Annotated in this window: 14 protein-coding genes; 8 read left to right on the top strand and 6 right to left on the bottom strand. The window is 43.9% G+C overall.

The annotated features are described in order from the left end of the window. Positions 1 to 64 precede the first annotated feature (64 nt). The 5 genes from ACOQOE_RS15085 to rsgA all read right to left on the bottom strand — a co-directional run bounded on the left by ACOQOE_RS15085 (position 65) and on the right by rsgA (position 5,673). Positions 65 to 1,081, bottom strand: a complete 1,017-nt coding sequence (locus ACOQOE_RS15085; protein WP_067865900.1) for a YgfZ/GcvT domain-containing protein — start codon at positions 1,079 to 1,081, stop codon at positions 65 to 67. Positions 1,082 to 1,169: 88 nt separating this feature from the next. Further along, positions 1,170 to 2,057 (bottom strand): archaetidylserine decarboxylase, encoded by an 888-nt coding sequence (gene asd, locus ACOQOE_RS15080; RefSeq protein WP_067865904.1) that lies wholly within the window; start codon positions 2,055 to 2,057, stop codon positions 1,170 to 1,172. Further along, complete coding sequence (locus ACOQOE_RS15075) at positions 2,057 to 2,869, bottom strand: sulfurtransferase (RefSeq protein WP_420554371.1); 813 nt, start codon at positions 2,867 to 2,869, stop codon at positions 2,057 to 2,059. The genes asd and ACOQOE_RS15075 overlap by 1 nt, the downstream gene beginning before the upstream one ends. A gap of 112 nt (positions 2,870 to 2,981) precedes the next feature. Further along, a complete protein-coding gene (locus ACOQOE_RS15070; protein WP_067865912.1) occupies positions 2,982 to 4,598 on the bottom strand; it encodes an HDOD domain-containing protein in 1,617 nt (538 codons plus the stop codon). Between the two features lie 46 nt (positions 4,599 to 4,644). Then, entirely contained in the window at positions 4,645 to 5,673 is a 1,029-nt protein-coding gene (gene rsgA / locus ACOQOE_RS15065; protein WP_420554370.1) for a small ribosomal subunit biogenesis GTPase RsgA, read from the bottom strand. A 171-nt stretch (positions 5,674 to 5,844) separates the two neighbouring features. Here rsgA and orn point away from each other — a divergent pair, with 171 nt between their 5' ends. Continuing rightward, positions 5,845 to 6,387 (top strand): oligoribonuclease, encoded by a 543-nt coding sequence (gene orn / locus ACOQOE_RS15060; RefSeq protein ID WP_067865919.1) that lies wholly within the window; start codon positions 5,845 to 5,847, stop codon positions 6,385 to 6,387. Between the two features lie 10 nt (positions 6,388 to 6,397). Here the strand turns inward: orn and queG are convergent, their stop codons facing one another. After that, positions 6,398 to 7,522, bottom strand: a complete 1,125-nt coding sequence (queG, locus tag ACOQOE_RS15055) for a tRNA epoxyqueuosine(34) reductase QueG (protein WP_420554369.1) — start codon at positions 7,520 to 7,522, stop codon at positions 6,398 to 6,400. Positions 7,523 to 7,603: 81 nt separating this feature from the next. Here queG and ACOQOE_RS15050 point away from each other — a divergent pair, with 81 nt between their 5' ends. From ACOQOE_RS15050 to hflX, 7 genes are all read left to right on the top strand, one after another. Continuing rightward, complete coding sequence (locus ACOQOE_RS15050) at positions 7,604 to 9,133, top strand: NAD(P)H-hydrate dehydratase (protein WP_420554368.1); 1,530 nt, start codon at positions 7,604 to 7,606, stop codon at positions 9,131 to 9,133. Beyond that, the gene (tsaE, locus tag ACOQOE_RS15045; RefSeq protein ID WP_067865928.1) at positions 9,126 to 9,590 is read left to right on the top strand and encodes a tRNA (adenosine(37)-N6)-threonylcarbamoyltransferase complex ATPase subunit type 1 TsaE; all 465 of its coding nucleotides are present in this window, start codon (positions 9,126 to 9,128) and stop codon (positions 9,588 to 9,590) included. Before ACOQOE_RS15050 ends, tsaE begins: the two co-directional genes overlap by 8 nt. 70 nt (positions 9,591 to 9,660) lie before the next feature. After that, complete coding sequence (locus ACOQOE_RS15040) at positions 9,661 to 10,989, top strand: N-acetylmuramoyl-L-alanine amidase (protein WP_067865930.1); 1,329 nt, start codon at positions 9,661 to 9,663, stop codon at positions 10,987 to 10,989. Between the two features lie 10 nt (positions 10,990 to 10,999). Then, the gene (gene mutL, locus ACOQOE_RS15035) at positions 11,000 to 12,877 is read left to right on the top strand and encodes a DNA mismatch repair endonuclease MutL (RefSeq protein WP_067865933.1); all 1,878 of its coding nucleotides are present in this window, start codon (positions 11,000 to 11,002) and stop codon (positions 12,875 to 12,877) included. Between the two features lie 38 nt (positions 12,878 to 12,915). After that, positions 12,916 to 13,821 carry a tRNA (adenosine(37)-N6)-dimethylallyltransferase MiaA gene (gene miaA, locus ACOQOE_RS15030; protein ID WP_067865935.1) on the top strand — a complete coding sequence of 302 codons (906 nt, stop codon included), beginning with the start codon at positions 12,916 to 12,918 and terminating at the stop codon, positions 13,819 to 13,821. A 125-nt stretch (positions 13,822 to 13,946) separates the two neighbouring features. Beyond that, on the top strand, positions 13,947 to 14,189 hold the full coding sequence (gene hfq, locus ACOQOE_RS15025) for an RNA chaperone Hfq (protein ID WP_067865939.1): 243 nt from the start codon (positions 13,947 to 13,949) through the stop codon (positions 14,187 to 14,189). Positions 14,190 to 14,195: 6 nt separating this feature from the next. Beyond that, positions 14,196 to 15,500 (top strand): ribosome rescue GTPase HflX, encoded by a 1,305-nt coding sequence (gene hflX / locus ACOQOE_RS15020; protein WP_075107935.1) that lies wholly within the window; start codon positions 14,196 to 14,198, stop codon positions 15,498 to 15,500. Positions 15,501 to 15,630 lie beyond the last annotated feature (130 nt).

Here is a 15,630-nt window from a genome sequence, read left to right as displayed (position 1 = left end):
CCCATACTAGAAGTGTCTCGCTATTTGACGGCAAGGTCAACTGTTGGTATTTAATTGAGCACTTTTATTTGGGGAGAAAAAGCTTGGGATCTAATGTGTAAGGGAGTGTTTTTAACTCTACTGCTTGGTTATGCAGTGATAAAGCGCCTTCCTCAGCTAAATTTTTCACAATAACGGCTAAGATTCTATATCTATTTTCACCGCATTGAGCGGAAAGCACAACGCGTCCCGCATTAGGTTTATTGGGTGCTGAGATTGTTTCTCCTACTTGCGGTTCTTGATCAGTTGATACTTCAGCAAGATACATAGGCTTTTTTAGCTGTCCGCGATGCTGTAAGCGGGTAATGATCTCTTGGCCCGTATAGCAACCTTTAGTGAAACTAATGCCAGCGAAAACTTGGAAATTTGTCATTTGAGGAATAAAGGCTTCTTGGGTTTCAGCTCTAAGATCAGGGATACCAGCATCTATCTCACTGAGGATCCAATCATTAGTTGAGCCAATCCCAACCTCTTCCGGTAACTGACGTACTATCTCTGTTACTGCATCATCGTCCATCCATATTTCAAAACGATCTCCAGGAACACGTACAATAAGGCCGTTACTTAATGAGATGATACTATTTGTTTCACTTGGGCTATTTCCAAACCAGCGTTCTATGAGTGTTTGAGCACCTGGGCCGACTAAGCCTATTCCTGAGATTGTATGACTAATTGCTTGAGCTTCAGCTTTGGAAAAAATCATATATTTTTGCAGGTTCGCCGTCGCGCTTTCAAAAATATCCTGGCTCATACGTAGCCAGGCTTCTTCACTGCCTGCTTTAAGTAGACGAAATAGGCTTAACATATGCCCTTTGATGTTGCAGTGTGAGCCTAGTGAGCTGCCTGTCTTGAAAGCGTTGTTAACGTCACAGCTCAGTTGTCCTTGTAAGAATTTTTCAGTCTCAGGACCTTTAATGGAAAGAACGCGTTGGTGAATAAGAGGAATAACCTGCGTTTTTTTACCGCTACTATTTAATACGCGAGTTTTATCGGCGTTAAGTTGAATTTTTTTCTCTTCAAGTAAGGTTAGTAGGTTGTTCATTGTAACTCTTATACCTGTAGGTAATCGTTTAAGGTACTCAGTCTACGCCAAAAAATAGTTGAGAACAGCAGACATATTTTAAGGTTATTTAATTCAGATTCTTTGATTCGTTGTTTTGTGAACCTATAGCTTCGCCCAGCTTTATGGGGCTGTTTGCCTCTAGACCTGTTTGCCAGCTGATTTTGTCTTTACCGAATAATAATATAACCGTTGAACCCAGTTTAAAACGGCCCATTTCTGCGCCTTTCTCAAGCTTGATAGGTGGGATTGTTTCATTCTTGAATGATCTGTGTTCAGGCGCTTTTAGGCGGGGTGCTTCTTGGCCCGACCATACCGTCTCTATTCCAGCTACAATCATTGCACCTACTAATACCATTGCCATAGGGCCATGTTCGGTCTCAAAATGAGCAATCAGCCTTTCGTTGCGAGCAAATAGCTGTTCTACCCCTGCCGCCGTTGTTTGGTTTACTGAGAATAGATCACCAGGGACATAGGTTGTGTGGGTTAGTGTGCCAGCAATAGGCATGTGTACACGGTGGTAGTCACGTGGAGAGAGGTAAATAGTGGCAAACTCGCCATCGATAAAAGGAGCGGCTATCTCGTGGTCACCACCTAAAAGGGTGGTTAAGCCGTAAGCGTGTCCTTTAGCTTGAAAGATTCGTCCATGTTCGATTTTACCTAATTGGCTAAATGCGCCATCGGCAGGACTTGTAATAACCCCCGGTGTTTGGTCAATAGGTCGAACATCATCTTTTAACGCTCGGGTAAAGAAAGCGTTAAAACTAGGGTAGTTTGTGGCAATCTCTTCCTTAGCTTCCGTCATATTGATCTGGTAGTTATTACAAAACCACTTTATAAAGCTGTTTTTTATCCAAGGGGTTGTACTGTCAGCGATTTTTCCGACCAGTCTAGATAAAAGGTGCTGAGGTACAATATGCTGAAAAAGAATAAACAGCGTTTCTTTTAGCTTTTTCATTATTTCTCCACAGGTGTGTCAGGTAGATTACCCCATTCAAACCATGAGCCATCGTAGCAGCGAACATCCTTGAAACCTAAGTAGCGTGCCACGAAATAGGTTAAGCCAGAGCGGCGATGTGTTTGGCAGTGTGTAATGATTGTTTTCTCTGGGGTTATGCCCTGTTCTTTAAGTGCAGATAATAATGTATTAGCTGGTTTAAGCCGAAGATTATCTTCGCTAATAAGGCAATCTGTCCATTCAAAGTGGTATGCTCCTGGAATATGCCCTCCTTTTGCGGCATTGATCACCTTTTCACCAGTATATTCTGGGTAACTTCGGGCATCCCATATAGCTAGATTCGGGTCTTGTAGATGTTGGGTTATAAACTCGACGTCAGCGATTAGTTTTGGGTTGATACTAATTTTGTAAGTGGAAGCTTTTGCTTGATTAACTGCTGTTTCAAGCGGAAATGCTTCTGTTGTCCAGCTGGTTATCTGCCCATTAAGCATTGAGCAGTTGTTGTGCCCAATAATATTTAAACTCCATATAAATCTGCCTGCCAGCGCTCCTTTCTGATCGTCATATGCGACTACAAGGCTTTTCTCTGTTAAGCCTATTGCCTTACATAGTTGTTGGAGTTGGTCGTTAGATGGCAGCTTGTTCGGAACAGGAGGCTGTCCAGAAAGTAAAGAGGAGGGTGATAGATTAATAGCGTTTGGAATGTGCCCTTTTAAATAATTCTCTCCGCTAGAGAGATCAACAATTAATAGATCTGGATTATTGAGGTGTTGATGTAGTTCAGAAGCCTCAATCAATAGGGGCAGTGTCATTGTGGTCGCTCCAAAAACTGATTAGAAAAAAGGATAATACTGGGTTGGTTTAGCGCTGGAAAGCGGGTTATATGGATATTTATAACAAACCAACCTGCTGTAATTATTGAAACTAGGTTTTTATTTTTTGTAAGTTGGCGGTTGCCGCAGAGCATAAGTGTTTGAATAGCTCATAATGAAATTCAGATATTTCGGTGCCTGCCATATCATAATCTGCATGGATAATAGCGAGTGGTGCTTTGTTAGAGAATATGGACATGAGCAAGAAGCCGTTGGGACTTCCCCAGTTGTGATAAGTTTCCGGTAGCATAGGCAGCAGCTGCTCTTTGTTGGTTGGCTTTATCCAGATGCAGGCAGGCTTATCTCTTAGCTTTTTAAAAAGACTCGGGACTTCAAGATCATATTTAAAGCTATGGATAGGGTGCTCATCGGTAAAGCCAACGCTGAGTGCTGTTTTGAGAGAGCGAGCTTTATGGTTTATGAGTAATAGCGCCACACGATTAAACCCTAGACCTTTGTTTAATCCCTGAGTCAGTACGCGTAGAATGTGCTTAGGTTGAGTATAGGCATCGTACCCTTTTGAAAAACGCTCAGATATTTGGTCATAAAGAAATTTGTCTAAAAATTCGGGTTTTGTTTTTGTGTTAGGCGCTGAAGTGTTGCGTTTTTTGGGAGAGGAAGGCTCGATAATAGTGGGGCTGATGGCTGGCATTAAACTACAAAGTAGCTTTTCTTCTTTAGAAGATATGCGGTAGTTGATCGTTTCGTTTGATGGAAGTAATAGCATCTCTGCAGCGAGAGCCATAGTACCTGCTACATGAAATGTGCGTGATGAATGGGCGCAGGTCATATGTAAACTATTGGTCGTTTCTGCAATTTCAGCTTTTAAATAATCATTAATAATGTCGATTATTTTCATTGATTTGGTGCTGTTCCAGCCGAAACTGGTCGTTAATGCTATCCAGTTGGATAGTTTTACAGGGAAAAACTTCTCTTGTACTAGATGGTTGATTTCGCGAAGGCTCTCTGCACTTAAACGTGGATCGCCTAATGCTCTTTGATGGAGTTGTGCCAAGGTTTTCTTATTGGGGGACGTTTCATGCTCTAAGCTGGTGACAGCTAATTCTGAAATCCCCCAGCTCTCAATGAGACCGCGGGATATCTCTTGCACAGTGCAGCCGAGAATATCGGTTTCAGCCAAGACTACGTCGATCTGTTCCTCTCGTATCTTTATCTGAATTTGGCTCATATGTAAGGCTGCATGTTGCCAGAGAAACCAATGCCCTACGCCATAAAAGAGAGAAGCCAGATAGGTTTCTTCTGCAAATAGTGTACTTTTTCGCGCTAACCAAGCTTGAGCTTGAGAGGCTGCATGGTGGCTAACTGATATATAGCGGAAGTACATTTTTTGCGCAACGCTTGAAGGGTTTAGTCTTAGCGGGGTTATTGTTTCGGAAACCGCTGCAATATTATCTAGCCCCAATGAGCTAATAGCATGGTCAAGACTTGTGACTTTTGAGTCGACCTTGTTATGAAGTTCAGCGGCTTTACGTACCATGTGCAAAGAGAGGACAGGATCCAATTTTATTATCTTTTTCAGATCTTGTAAGGGGACTGAAGCATCACGTAACTTGCGTTGTAGTCGGCGAAGTACACTGTTTCTTACAGGCAAAGGGCGGTCTTTTAGGTAGCTAACCCAAGACTCTGCACCGTATGGAAAATTCGACATTTCTACTACGCCTTTGTTTGCTGATTATTTATAATTCTAACTGCATTTAACTGTTTTGCTCCTTAATAGAGCAAAGAATATATTTGTAGCTTTTCCAGCGTTGCTCGCTAATTGTGCCATCTTCGACCGCGCTTTTCAGCGCACACCCAGGTTCTTTTTCGTGATTACAATCACGAAATTTACATAGACCTGCAAGTGGTTTTAACTCTCTAAAGCCACTTATAACGTCATCCAACTCAATGTGCCATAAGCCAAATTCCCTGATGCCTGGGGAATCTATTAGGTCACCACCATCGGGAAAGTGAAATAAGCGAGCGGTGGTTGTCGTGTGTCGACCTTTCTTAGTCTGTTCTGATAGATCGCCGACTTTTAGATCTATACCGGGTAGGAGTGCGTTAATTAGTGAGGATTTACCTACACCTGACTGGCCAACGAATACACTGATTCTCTGATCAAGTTTAGCCTTAAGCTCTGCAAGCCCTTGTTCTTGAGAGGTGGACGCGAGTAATACTTCGTAGCCTATATCTCGGTAGCGTTGCAGCATAGCTTCAATTTTTTCGCGGTTTTTAGCATTAAGTAGATCGGTTTTATTCAGCAAGATAACTGGCTCTATACCACTTAATTCTGCGGCAACGAGATAGCGGTCAATTAAATTTGCATGGGGCGTTGGTTCTACGGCTACAGTAATAACGATAAAATCAATGTTTGCGGCTACAGGCTTCATCTCTCCGTATGGGTTAGGGCGAAGTAGTTCGCTCTTTCTCTCTAGTTTGGCAACGACGACTCCGGTATCTTTGCCTTGACGCCAGATGACGCGATCGCCAGTAACAAGCTGACCTAAATTTGTACGCATATGGCAGCGGATTATGTCTCCCTTATGCTCACCTTCAGACGCTTCTACATCTACAGTACGGCCAAAGTGGGAAATAATAAGCCCATGTTGTTCTGGACCTAATTCGCTACTATCGAGCTGTTGCTCAATTGTGGCGTCTTTTTTGTACGCACGAGCAGTACGTTCGTCTTGAATCTTTTGAATGCGCCAGCTTTGACGGCGAGTAAGTTTACGTTTTGTCATAGGCTGTTAGTGACACGCCTTTAGTTGCTGTATGTTCTTAAAGAGTAGCGACTGAATCACTAAATATCCCCGATTTTATGATTTTAATAGAATAATAAGGCCTGTTTACCTGCCCAAGGTAAGGTATTCTAAGGGAAAGTGCAGTGCCTGCGTCAACTTTGGAGATTTTTAATGGAAAATAAGGGCAATTTGATCTGGATTGATCTAGAAATGACCGGTTTAGAGCCGAAAACTGATGTAATTATTGAAATTGCAACGGTTGTTACAGACTCTGATCTGAATATATTGGCTGAGGGGCCTATGTTAGCTATCCATCAAAGTGATGAGCTATTGGACGGAATGGATGAGTGGTGTACTAATCAGCATGGTAAGTCTGGATTAACTCAGAGAGTAAAAGATAGTTCTGTCACTGAGGCTCAGGCTGAACAGGAAACTATTGCATTCTTGAAGCAGTATGTGGCCGCGGGTGAGTCCCCCATGTGCGGTAATAGTATAGGTCAGGACCGCCGTTTCCTTGATAAATATATGCCTGAATTAGAGGCTTTCTTCCATTACCGTAATTTGGATGTCAGCTCGCTGAAAGAGTTAGCTAAACGCTGGAAACCTGAAGTTGCTGCTGGTGTTGTTAAAAAAGGCTCTCACTTAGCTTTAGACGATATTCGTGATTCTATTGATGAGCTGAAGTATTACCGAGAGCACTTTATTAAGCTGTAAATCTATTTTCTTAGAATTTGATCTTATTTCGACGGGAGTGGGTGTGGATTGGCAATGCCCCTTCAGTCCTTTTAGTCGCTAACCTGTTGAGTGCCCATAAGCTATGTTCTTGTACGATCTCTGAACTATGGGATAGCTTTGCTTTCAGTGCGTTAATAACATTCTCCCCGCCATCACTATTACCTAAAGCAACAGCAATGTTTCTTAGCCAGCCAATATGGCCTGTTCGACGGATAGCGGAGCCTTCAGTTTTTTTCAGGAATGTGGCTTCATCCCAGTTGAAGAGCTCAATTAATTCGCTTTTGTCTAACTTTTGTCGAGGATGGAAGTCTTGTTCGTGAGTGAAATCGGCAAATCGATTCCAAGGACAGATCAATTGACAATCATCACAACCAAAGATGCGATTACCCATTTTGGGGCGGAGCTCTTCTGGAATAGATCCGCTTAGTTCAATTGTTAAATAAGAGATACATTTTCGTGCGTCAAGCAGATGCGGTTGGGGAAAGGCCTGTGTTGGGCATACATCTAAACAGGCCGTGCATTTCCCGCAATGCTCTTCCGTACTAGGTTGATCTATAGGAAGGGGAAGGTCGATCAGAAGTTCGCCCAAGAAAAACATGGAACCCGCTTCGCGGTTAAGGATAAGTGTATGTTTTCCACGCCAGCCGAGACCTGCTTTCTCCGCTAAAGGGCGTTCCAGTAGAGGGGCGCTGTCAACAAAGGCTCGAAAGACTGTTTTCCCTACTTCATCATCTATTTTTTTACCCAGCTGAGTTAGACGTTTACGAATGAGTTTGTGATAGTCTCGACCTAAGGTATAACGAGATACATACGCATGTTTACCATCATCAAGCCGGTCTACAGCTGCAGTATCTGGTGGAAGGTAATCCATCCGTACACAAATAATGCGTTGCGTGCCAGGGAGTAAACTCTCAGCTGAGAAACGTTTGTCTAAATGATTGTTGAGGTACGCCATTTCACCGTGATATCCCGCTTCGATCCACTGTTCATAATGGGCTCTCTCCGCACTCAGATCGCAATCGGTGATACCGCATTGTTGGAAACCTAGCTCTTTTGCCCAGCTTTTTATCTTCTGTGCGAGTGTTGCTAGTGTATCTGATGGTTTATCTGGCATATATTCAGGCTTGCCCTTTACGGGGAAGATTCCTCATAATGTTCTAAAAACATAACGTTACATAAATAATTGGTTCGAGCGATGTCTGTAAACAGAGCGGTTCTTCCGGCGACATTATACACAGCGGAACAAACTCGTGTGCTGGATAGTACGGCAATCAATGAATTTGGTATTCCAGGTATCCGCCTTATGCAGCGGGCGGGTCACGCTGTTTTTGCTGAAATGCTAGATCGTTTCCCAAATGTAACTGCAATTACAATAGTCTGTGGTGCAGGTAATAATGGGGGTGATGGTTTTGTTGTTGCGTTGCTGGCTAAACAGAAAGGGCTTGATGTTCAACTGATTTGTGTAGGGGATGAACGCTTTCCTTTTACACTTAAAGGTGAGGCGTTAGCGGCGTGGCAGCAACTGCAATCGATCTATCCTAGCTATGAGCTTTATAGGCCAGGTATGAGTTTTCGTGGCGGTCTATTAGTTGATGCTATGTTAGGCACAGGGCTTTCTGGTAAGGTTCGTGGTTTGTTTTACACTGCGATTGAGCAGTTTAACGCTTCCACTAAAGCTGTTGTCTCAGTTGATATTCCCTCAGGGCTTTGTGCTGACACTGGAGGGGTTTTGGGTGTGGCGGTCCATGCTGATATCACCATAAGCTTTATTGGCATGAAACGGGGCCTGTTGACGGGTCAGGCTGTTGATTACTGTGGAACACTGTTGTTTGATGACCTCAAGGTGCCTGATGAGGTTTATGAAGCGGTTCCTGTTAATCTTTTTAGAACAACAGAAGAGGATCTCGGTGAGTGTTTGCCGCCTCGATCAAAGTCATCACATAAGGGGCGATTTGGTCACTTATTAGTTGTTGGTGGCGACCACGGTATGGGCGGGGCTGCTCTATTAGCTTCAGAAGCAGCCATGCGAAGTGGGGCTGGTTTAGTCACACTGGCTACACGCTCTGAACATGTGCGGGCTTCGTTAAGTCGCTGTCCAGAGATTATGGTTAAAGGGGTTGATTCAAGCGCTCAACTGCAACCTTTACTTGATAAAGTGGATGTTATTATTGCCGGGCCAGGGCTTGGTCAGAACGCTTGGGCTGAACAGATGCTCTTCACCGCTTTAGGGGCTGGTAAGCCTATGGTGCTAGATGCGGACGCGTTGAATTTGATGGTAGGTAAGAATTTATTTAGTCAATTTGAGCTGAAACAGCGTAATAAATGGCTATGTACACCCCATCCGGGCGAAGCTGCGCGCTTACTGGGTGAAACCGTGAATGATATAGAGCGGGACCGTTTTGATGCGGTTGAAAGGTTGCAGATTGTTTGTGGTGGCGCTGTAGTGTTAAAAGGTTCAGGTTCGCTGGTGTCGGCGGGTGATGCGAGCTATTTGTGTTCTGCGGGTAATCCAGGGATGTCTGTCGGCGGAATGGGTGATGTATTATCGGGTATTTGTGGAGCATTTATGGCGCAAAAGATGAGCCCTGAAAATGCGGCCCGTATCGCTGTTTATGTACATGCGACAGCAGCAGATTATATTGCTCAGTCTCAAGGGGAGATTGGGATGTTGGCGTCCGATCTTTTTTTAACGATTCCTAAAGTGATAAATGGTCAATATGAGTAAAGAGTATCGGATTGAATTGCCTGATGAAGATTCCATGGTCGCCTTTGGTTACAAAATAGCCCAAGCTGCAGAAAATGGGGGCGTTGTTTTTTTATTAGGTGATTTGGGTATGGGTAAGACCACCTTAAGCCGTGGTGTTATAAGAGGGGCCGGTCATCAAGGCTCCGTTAAGAGTCCTACCTATACGCTGGTGGAGCCTTATGAAATTAACGGTAAACATATCTATCATTTCGATCTTTACCGCTTGTCGGATCCTGAAGAGCTAGAATACTTGGGTATTCGTGATTATTTTGATGAAAATGCATTGTGCTTGGTTGAATGGCCAGATCGAGGTCGTGGTATGTTGCCGAAAGCCGATTTAGTGTTACAGATAGAGCTATTGGGGTATGGTCGGCAGTTAAGCTGGACGCCGCAGACTGAATTAGGTCAGATAATGGCCGATAAGCTTATTGATTAAACGATTCGATGCTGAGTCATAAGTTGGGTTAGGGTGTTTTGCTTTTTGTGAAGGGGTTTTTTGGGGCTTTATGCAGATAACGAAGTATAGACAGGTAGTCAGTTGGTTATTTTGTGCGGCCCTATCGTTGGGCAGTTTTTTTGTTCAAGGGGCAGAAGTCGAAAAGGTACGTATATGGCTTGCACCGGATCATGCTCGTTTGGTTTTTGATCTTTCGGGGCCTGCTGTACATAAGGTTTTTACCTTAAATAACCCTGAACGTATCGTTTTGGATATTGAGGATACGAAGCTAACGGCAAATTTGGAGCGCTTAGGTCTTGAAAAAAGTCCGGTTGAGCGTATTCGTTCTGGTAAAAATGGTAAAACACTCAGGTTGGTGTTGGACCTCAAACATGCTGTGCGCCCGAAGAGTTTTGAACTTAAACCTAATCAAAAATATGGTCACCGTTTGGTCTTGGATCTTTATGAAAAAGCGTCCTTAGTTAAAGCGACAAAAACGGCTAAACCGCAGGCGGTAGCTGGTCGAGATATTGTGATCGCTATTGATGCTGGGCATGGGGGCGATGATCCAGGTGCTATTGGGAGTGGGCGAGTTAGAGAGAAAGATGTTGTACTTGCGATAGCAAAAGAGTTGAAGCGACGTTTAGATCAAACGCCGGGTTACAAAGGTCAGTTGACGCGTACCGGGGATTATTACATTAGCTTGCGTGGACGAACGTCGGCGGCACGAAAACATAATGCAGATCTTTTTGTCTCAATTCATGCGGATGCGTTCAAAGATCCTAGAGCCCGAGGTGCTTCTGTTTGGGTGCTCTCCTCGAGAGGGGCGAGTAGTGAAATGGGGCGATGGTTGGCAAGTAAAGAGAATAGTGCAGATCTGATTGGTGGTGTGGGTAGCGTTAGCTTAGATGATAAAGATAATGTTTTAGCCAGTGTATTACTTGATATGTCGATGACCGCAAGCAGAGAAGATAGTCGCTCAATAGCTAAAGGGATTCATACTAATATTAAGCGTTTTGCTCGTATGCATAAGTCCTATGTTGAACAGGCTGGTTTTGTAGTCCTGAAATCGCCTGATATTCCTTCTATATTGGTTGAAACTGGCTTTATCTCTAATCCTGGAGAAGCGGCTAAGTTAAAGACGCGTAGCTATCAAAAAAAGATGGCTGATGCGGTCTACAAAGGTATTGTTCAGCATTTTGAACGGAAGCCGCCGGCTCTAACGCTTATTGCACAGCGTAAAGTAAAGGATGCTCGTAGCTACAAAGTTGTACGAGGTGATACCCTCTCCGTTATTGCTTCAAAAAATGGTGTCTCGTTGGCATCGCTTCGTAAGGTTAATAGCCTTAAAAATGATACGATCAAAATTGGTCAAGTTCTAAGAATTCCCGCAAGTTAAAGGATTTTTAATGTCACGTATTCATTTGCTATCACCACGTTTAGCTAACCAGATAGCAGCGGGGGAGGTTGTTGAGCGTCCTGCTTCAGTTATAAAAGAAATCTTAGAAAACAGTCTTGATGCTGGTGCCAGTAAGGTTGATGTTGAGATTGAGCAAGGCGGTGTTAAGTTAATGCGTGTCCGGGATAATGGCTCCGGTATAGATAAAGAGGATTTGCCATTAGCGCTTAGTCGGCATGCAACATCGAAAATACAGGTGCTGGAGGATTTGGAGTCGGTGGGAAGTTTGGGCTTTCGCGGCGAGGCTTTAGCCAGTATCAGTTCGGTTTCTCGCTTATCATTGACCTCCCGGCAGGCCTCACAAGAGAATGCTTGGCAGGTACAGACAGAAGGGCGTGATATGGAGGCTACAACGGAGCCTGCTGCCCATCCAGAAGGGACAACGGTTGAAGTTAAGGATCTTTTTTTTAATACACCTGCCCGTCGTAAATTTCTTAAAACAGAGAAAACAGAATTTCGCCATCTAGATGAAGTGGTTAAACGCCTTGCGTTAAGTCGTTTTGATGTGGCTTTTCAGTTACGACATAACGGAAAGGTGATTCATCAACTTCGACAGGCTGATAGTCAGCTAGAGCAAGAGCGGCGAGTCGCTAATATTTGTGGTTCGGCCTTCATTGATAACGCTTTAAATGTTGATGTTGTTGCTGAGGCATCAGGGCTAAGGTTGTGGGGTTGGGTTGGCTTACCTACCTTCTCACGTAGTCAGGCGGATCTGCAGTATTTCTTTGTTAATGGTCGAATGATTAAAGATAAAGTGGTTACTCATGCTGTGAGGCAGGCTTATGCTGATGTGCTTTATCATGGTCGTTTCCCTGCGTATGTTCTCTATTTGGAACTTGATCCTTCCTTAGTGGATGTTAATGTCCATCCAACCAAGCATGAAGTTCGGTTCCGTGAAAGTCGCTTAGTGCACGATTTTTTATTCAGAACCTTGCATAGATTAATTGCAGATATGCGGCCACAAGATCAATTGGGCGGTGAACGAACGGCTGAAAATGTAGGTTTTGAGCAGGGATTACAACCGGTTGTCGCTGTGCAAGAGCCGTCGCATGAGCAAGGGAGAATGGCATTTACTCAACGGTCGCCAACTCGCTATGGAGAAGGCGCCGTTTCTTCTGGATATAGATCTAGTTATTCGCAGCCACCATCGCAGGGGCTGGTTAATGATCAGTTAGCTGGCTATGCTGCGCTACACCCTGATAGTGCTCAGCAGACTGGTGAAATTGATGAAGCTCAGGAGGAATGTCCTCCCATGGGGTATGCGGTTGCTCAATTGCATGGGGTTTATATCCTTGCAGAGAATGCGCAAGGTTTAATTGTTGTAGATATGCATGCGGCCCATGAGCGTATTGTTTATGAGCGTATGAAGCAGTCTTACGAGGAAGATGTCGTGCGCTCTCAGCCCTTGTTGGTGCCTTTGAGTCTTGCTGTAAGTGAGCGTGAAGCTGATTGCTCTGAAGAGTATGCAGACACGTTTAAGCGTTTAGGTTTTGAATTAGCACGTATGGGTGAAGAAACAATTGTTGTACGCCAAGTGCCAGTTTCTTTAGCTAAAGGTAATGTGGAGCAGCTTATTCGTGATGTGTTATCAGACATGCTGGTCTATGGTGAAAGTAAGCGAATAGAGCAACATATTAACGAGTTGCTAGGAACTATGGCTTGCCATGGGGCTGTGAGAGCAAATCGGCAGCTAACCATACCTGAGATGAATGCGCTGCTGCGTGATATGGAAAATACAGAGCGTAGTGGACAGTGCAATCATGGTCGGCCTACGTGGAGTCAAATGACGATGAACGATCTTGATAAATTATTTATGCGTGGGCAGTAGTTGAGGATAATTTGAGTAATTTACCGGTTGTTTTTTTAATGGGGCCTACGGCTTCAGGTAAAACTGATCTTGCCATGCAGCTTTACGATAATATGCCTTGTGAAATAGTCAGTGTTGATTCCGCTATGATCTATCAAGGAATGGATATAGGTACGGCAAAGCCCGATGCTGCCATGTTGGCGCGTTACCCGCATCAATTAATTGATATATGTGACCCCCTTGATGCGTACTCAGCGGCTGAATTTCGTTGTGATGCTTTAACGCAAATTGAAGAAATTCGATCAGCGGGAAAAATTCCTCTTTTGACTGGGGGGACTATGCTGTACTTTCATGCCTTAAAGAATGGGTTAGCCTCTTTGCCGAAGGCTGATGTCGCGGTGCGGGAGCGCATCCTTAAAGAAGCTGAATTTAGTGGTTGGGAAAGTATCCATAGCCGTTTAGCTGAAGTTGATCCTGAATCTGCAGCTCGCTTAAATAAAAATGATTCGCAGCGTTTGCAGCGTGCCCTTGAGGTGTATGAGATTACGGGTCGGCCCATGAGTGAGCTCTGGGCAGAGCAAAAAGCCCAACAGCCTGATTTTTCTATTATTCCTATGGCGGTAATGCCTAAAGATCGCTCTGAACTACATGAACGTATAGAAAAACGATTTGATCTTATGCTGGATCAAGGCTTTATTGATGAGGTTAGAGGGTTGTGGGATCGTGGCGATTTAACGTTGCAAATGCCCGCCGTTCGGTGTGTTGGCTATAGACAGGTGTGGGAATATTTTGCCGGGACTTGGGATTTTGAGACTATGAAATTCAAAAGTGTGGTGGCTACGCGTCAGCTAGCAAAAAGGCAGGTTACTTGGCTGAGAAGTTGGGAAAATCTTACTTGGATGGACACTCATGATTCAAAACTATTATCTAATGCCTTGAAATTAGTGGATGGTGGCATTATATAATGTCATGCTGGACTGAAAAACTGCCGTATATTAGTTGTAATTCGGCTACAGTGAGGCGAATTGCGCGCCGTCAGTAATACTATAACGACAAAATATAAAATATTTCTTGGGAAGGAGTTTGCAAAATGTCAAAAGGGCAATCGTTACAAGACCCTTATTTAAATGCGTTACGTAAGGAACGCATTCCGGTCTCTATTTTTCTGGTAAATGGTATTAAATTGCAGGGACAGATTGAATCGTTTGATCAGTTTGTCATTCTGTTAAAAAACACAGTTAGTCAAATGGTTTACAAGCATGCAATTTCTACAGTTGTACCTGCACGCCCTGTAAAACTACCAGCTGCTGACGAAATGAAAGCTGAGGACTGATAATAATTGTTCTTTGAGCGACCGAAGAGTGGCGAATGCGCCATATTAGTACACATGAATTTGGCAGCTGCTGCTGACCAAGAAAGTCCAAAGGAACTCGAAGAGCTGGCATTGTCAGCGGGTGCAGACCCGGTTGAGTTTCTTACCGGGTCTCTTGGGCATCCGAACCCTAAGTTCTTTATTGGTCAGGGCAAGCTTGAAGAGCTAAAAGTATTGGTTGATCATCACAACTCCGAGGTTGTGATCTTTAATCATGCTTTGAGCCCTGCTCAGGAACGAAACATTGAACATGAAATTCAATGTAGAGTGCTGGATCGTACAGGGCTGATATTGGATATATTTGCTCAGCGTGCGCGTACTCATGAGGGGAAACTGCAGGTTGAGTTAGCGCAGTTGGATCATATGTCGACTCGTTTGGTTCGAGGCTGGACCCACTTAGAAAGACAAAAAGGTGGTATAGGTCTGCGAGGTCCAGGTGAAACCCAGCTTGAGACTGACCGGCGTCTGCTTCGAGCACGTATGAAGTCTATTCATAAGCGCTTAGAAAAAGTTCGTAAACAGCGAGATCAAGGGCGGCGCTCAAGAAAACGTGCCGAAGTCCCAACACTCTCGCTGGTTGGCTATACCAATGCTGGTAAGTCCACACTGTTTAATTCTCTTACAGCCTCTGAGGTTTATGCGGCTGATCAGCTTTTTGCGACGCTTGATCCTACATTGCGCCGTATAGAAATTGAAGATGTTGGATCTGCGATATTAGCTGATACTGTTGGTTTTATTCGTCACCTTCCGCATAAGTTAGTTGAAGCATTTAGAGCAACATTGCAAGAAACGATTGAAGCAACGTTGCTGTTACATGTTATTGATTGTCATGATGATGACAGGCACGAGCATATAACTGAAGTTGAACACGTTTTAAGTGAAATCGGTGCTGATGAGGTTCCTGTACTTGAGATTTATAATAAAATAGATCTGCTTGAGGGGCGTGAAGCAAGAATTGATCGTAATGAAGAAGGTAAGCCCATTCGAGTGTGGCTTTCTGCTGTTGCAGGCGTAGGTCATGACCTGTTATTTCAGGCTGTGAATGAGTTGCTTGCGGATGATGTTTATCATGATCGTGTCTCTTTGCAGCCAGACGAAGGGCAGTTTAGAGCAAAGTTATATGAAAGCGGTGCGGTGCTTTCGGAGCAAATGGATGATAAAGGGTCTATTGTTCTTGAAGTACGTATACAAAAGAAAGATATGTTACAAATTTTGAGTCGGTTGGGTATGTCTCGGGAACGTTGTTTCCCAATGGAGGTCAATCCTTATTGATTTAATTTGATTGCTGGAGCTGTTTTGTGAATACTTCGGGTATTGCGAAGGGCTGAGTAATATCAATCGAATAATACTTATTGAATTTGTGTGTTTTAATTTAGCTAACTAGTTGTTTATACGGAGTGGC

Origin of the sequence: Neptuniibacter marinus (genome assembly GCF_965223595.1) — a bacterium.
In the GTDB taxonomy this organism is placed as follows: Bacteria; Pseudomonadota; Gammaproteobacteria; order Pseudomonadales; family Balneatricaceae; genus Neptuniibacter; species Neptuniibacter marinus.
This window is presented reverse-complemented; position numbering and strand designations above follow the sequence as displayed.

What these genes read in the sequence shown, in the direction of transcription:
- tsaE (WP_067865928.1), top strand. Translation starts at nt 9,126, where the DNA reads ATGAGTAAAGAGTATCGGATTGAATTGCCTGATGAAGATTCCATGGTC.
- rsgA (WP_420554370.1), bottom strand. Translation starts at nt 5,673, where the DNA reads ATGACAAAACGTAAACTTACTCGCCGTCAAAGCTGGCGCATTCAAAAG.
- miaA (WP_067865935.1), top strand. Translation starts at nt 12,916, where the DNA reads ATGGGGCCTACGGCTTCAGGTAAAACTGATCTTGCCATGCAGCTTTAC.
- queG (WP_420554369.1), bottom strand. Translation starts at nt 7,522, where the DNA reads ATGCCAGATAAACCATCAGATACACTAGCAACACTCGCACAGAAGATA.
- orn (WP_067865919.1), top strand. Translation starts at nt 5,845, where the DNA reads ATGGAAAATAAGGGCAATTTGATCTGGATTGATCTAGAAATGACCGGT.
- ACOQOE_RS15070 (WP_067865912.1), bottom strand. Translation starts at nt 4,598, where the DNA reads ATGTCGAATTTTCCATACGGTGCAGAGTCTTGGGTTAGCTACCTAAAA.
- asd (WP_067865904.1), bottom strand. Translation starts at nt 2,057, where the DNA reads ATGAAAAAGCTAAAAGAAACGCTGTTTATTCTTTTTCAGCATATTGTA.
- hfq (WP_067865939.1), top strand. Translation starts at nt 13,947, where the DNA reads ATGTCAAAAGGGCAATCGTTACAAGACCCTTATTTAAATGCGTTACGT.
- ACOQOE_RS15075 (WP_420554371.1), bottom strand. Translation starts at nt 2,869, where the DNA reads ATGACACTGCCCCTATTGATTGAGGCTTCTGAACTACATCAACACCTC.
- ACOQOE_RS15040 (WP_067865930.1), top strand. Translation starts at nt 9,661, where the DNA reads ATGCAGATAACGAAGTATAGACAGGTAGTCAGTTGGTTATTTTGTGCG.
- ACOQOE_RS15085 (WP_067865900.1), bottom strand. Translation starts at nt 1,081, where the DNA reads ATGAACAACCTACTAACCTTACTTGAAGAGAAAAAAATTCAACTTAAC.
- mutL (WP_067865933.1), top strand. Translation starts at nt 11,000, where the DNA reads ATGTCACGTATTCATTTGCTATCACCACGTTTAGCTAACCAGATAGCA.
- ACOQOE_RS15050 (WP_420554368.1), top strand. Translation starts at nt 7,604, where the DNA reads ATGTCTGTAAACAGAGCGGTTCTTCCGGCGACATTATACACAGCGGAA.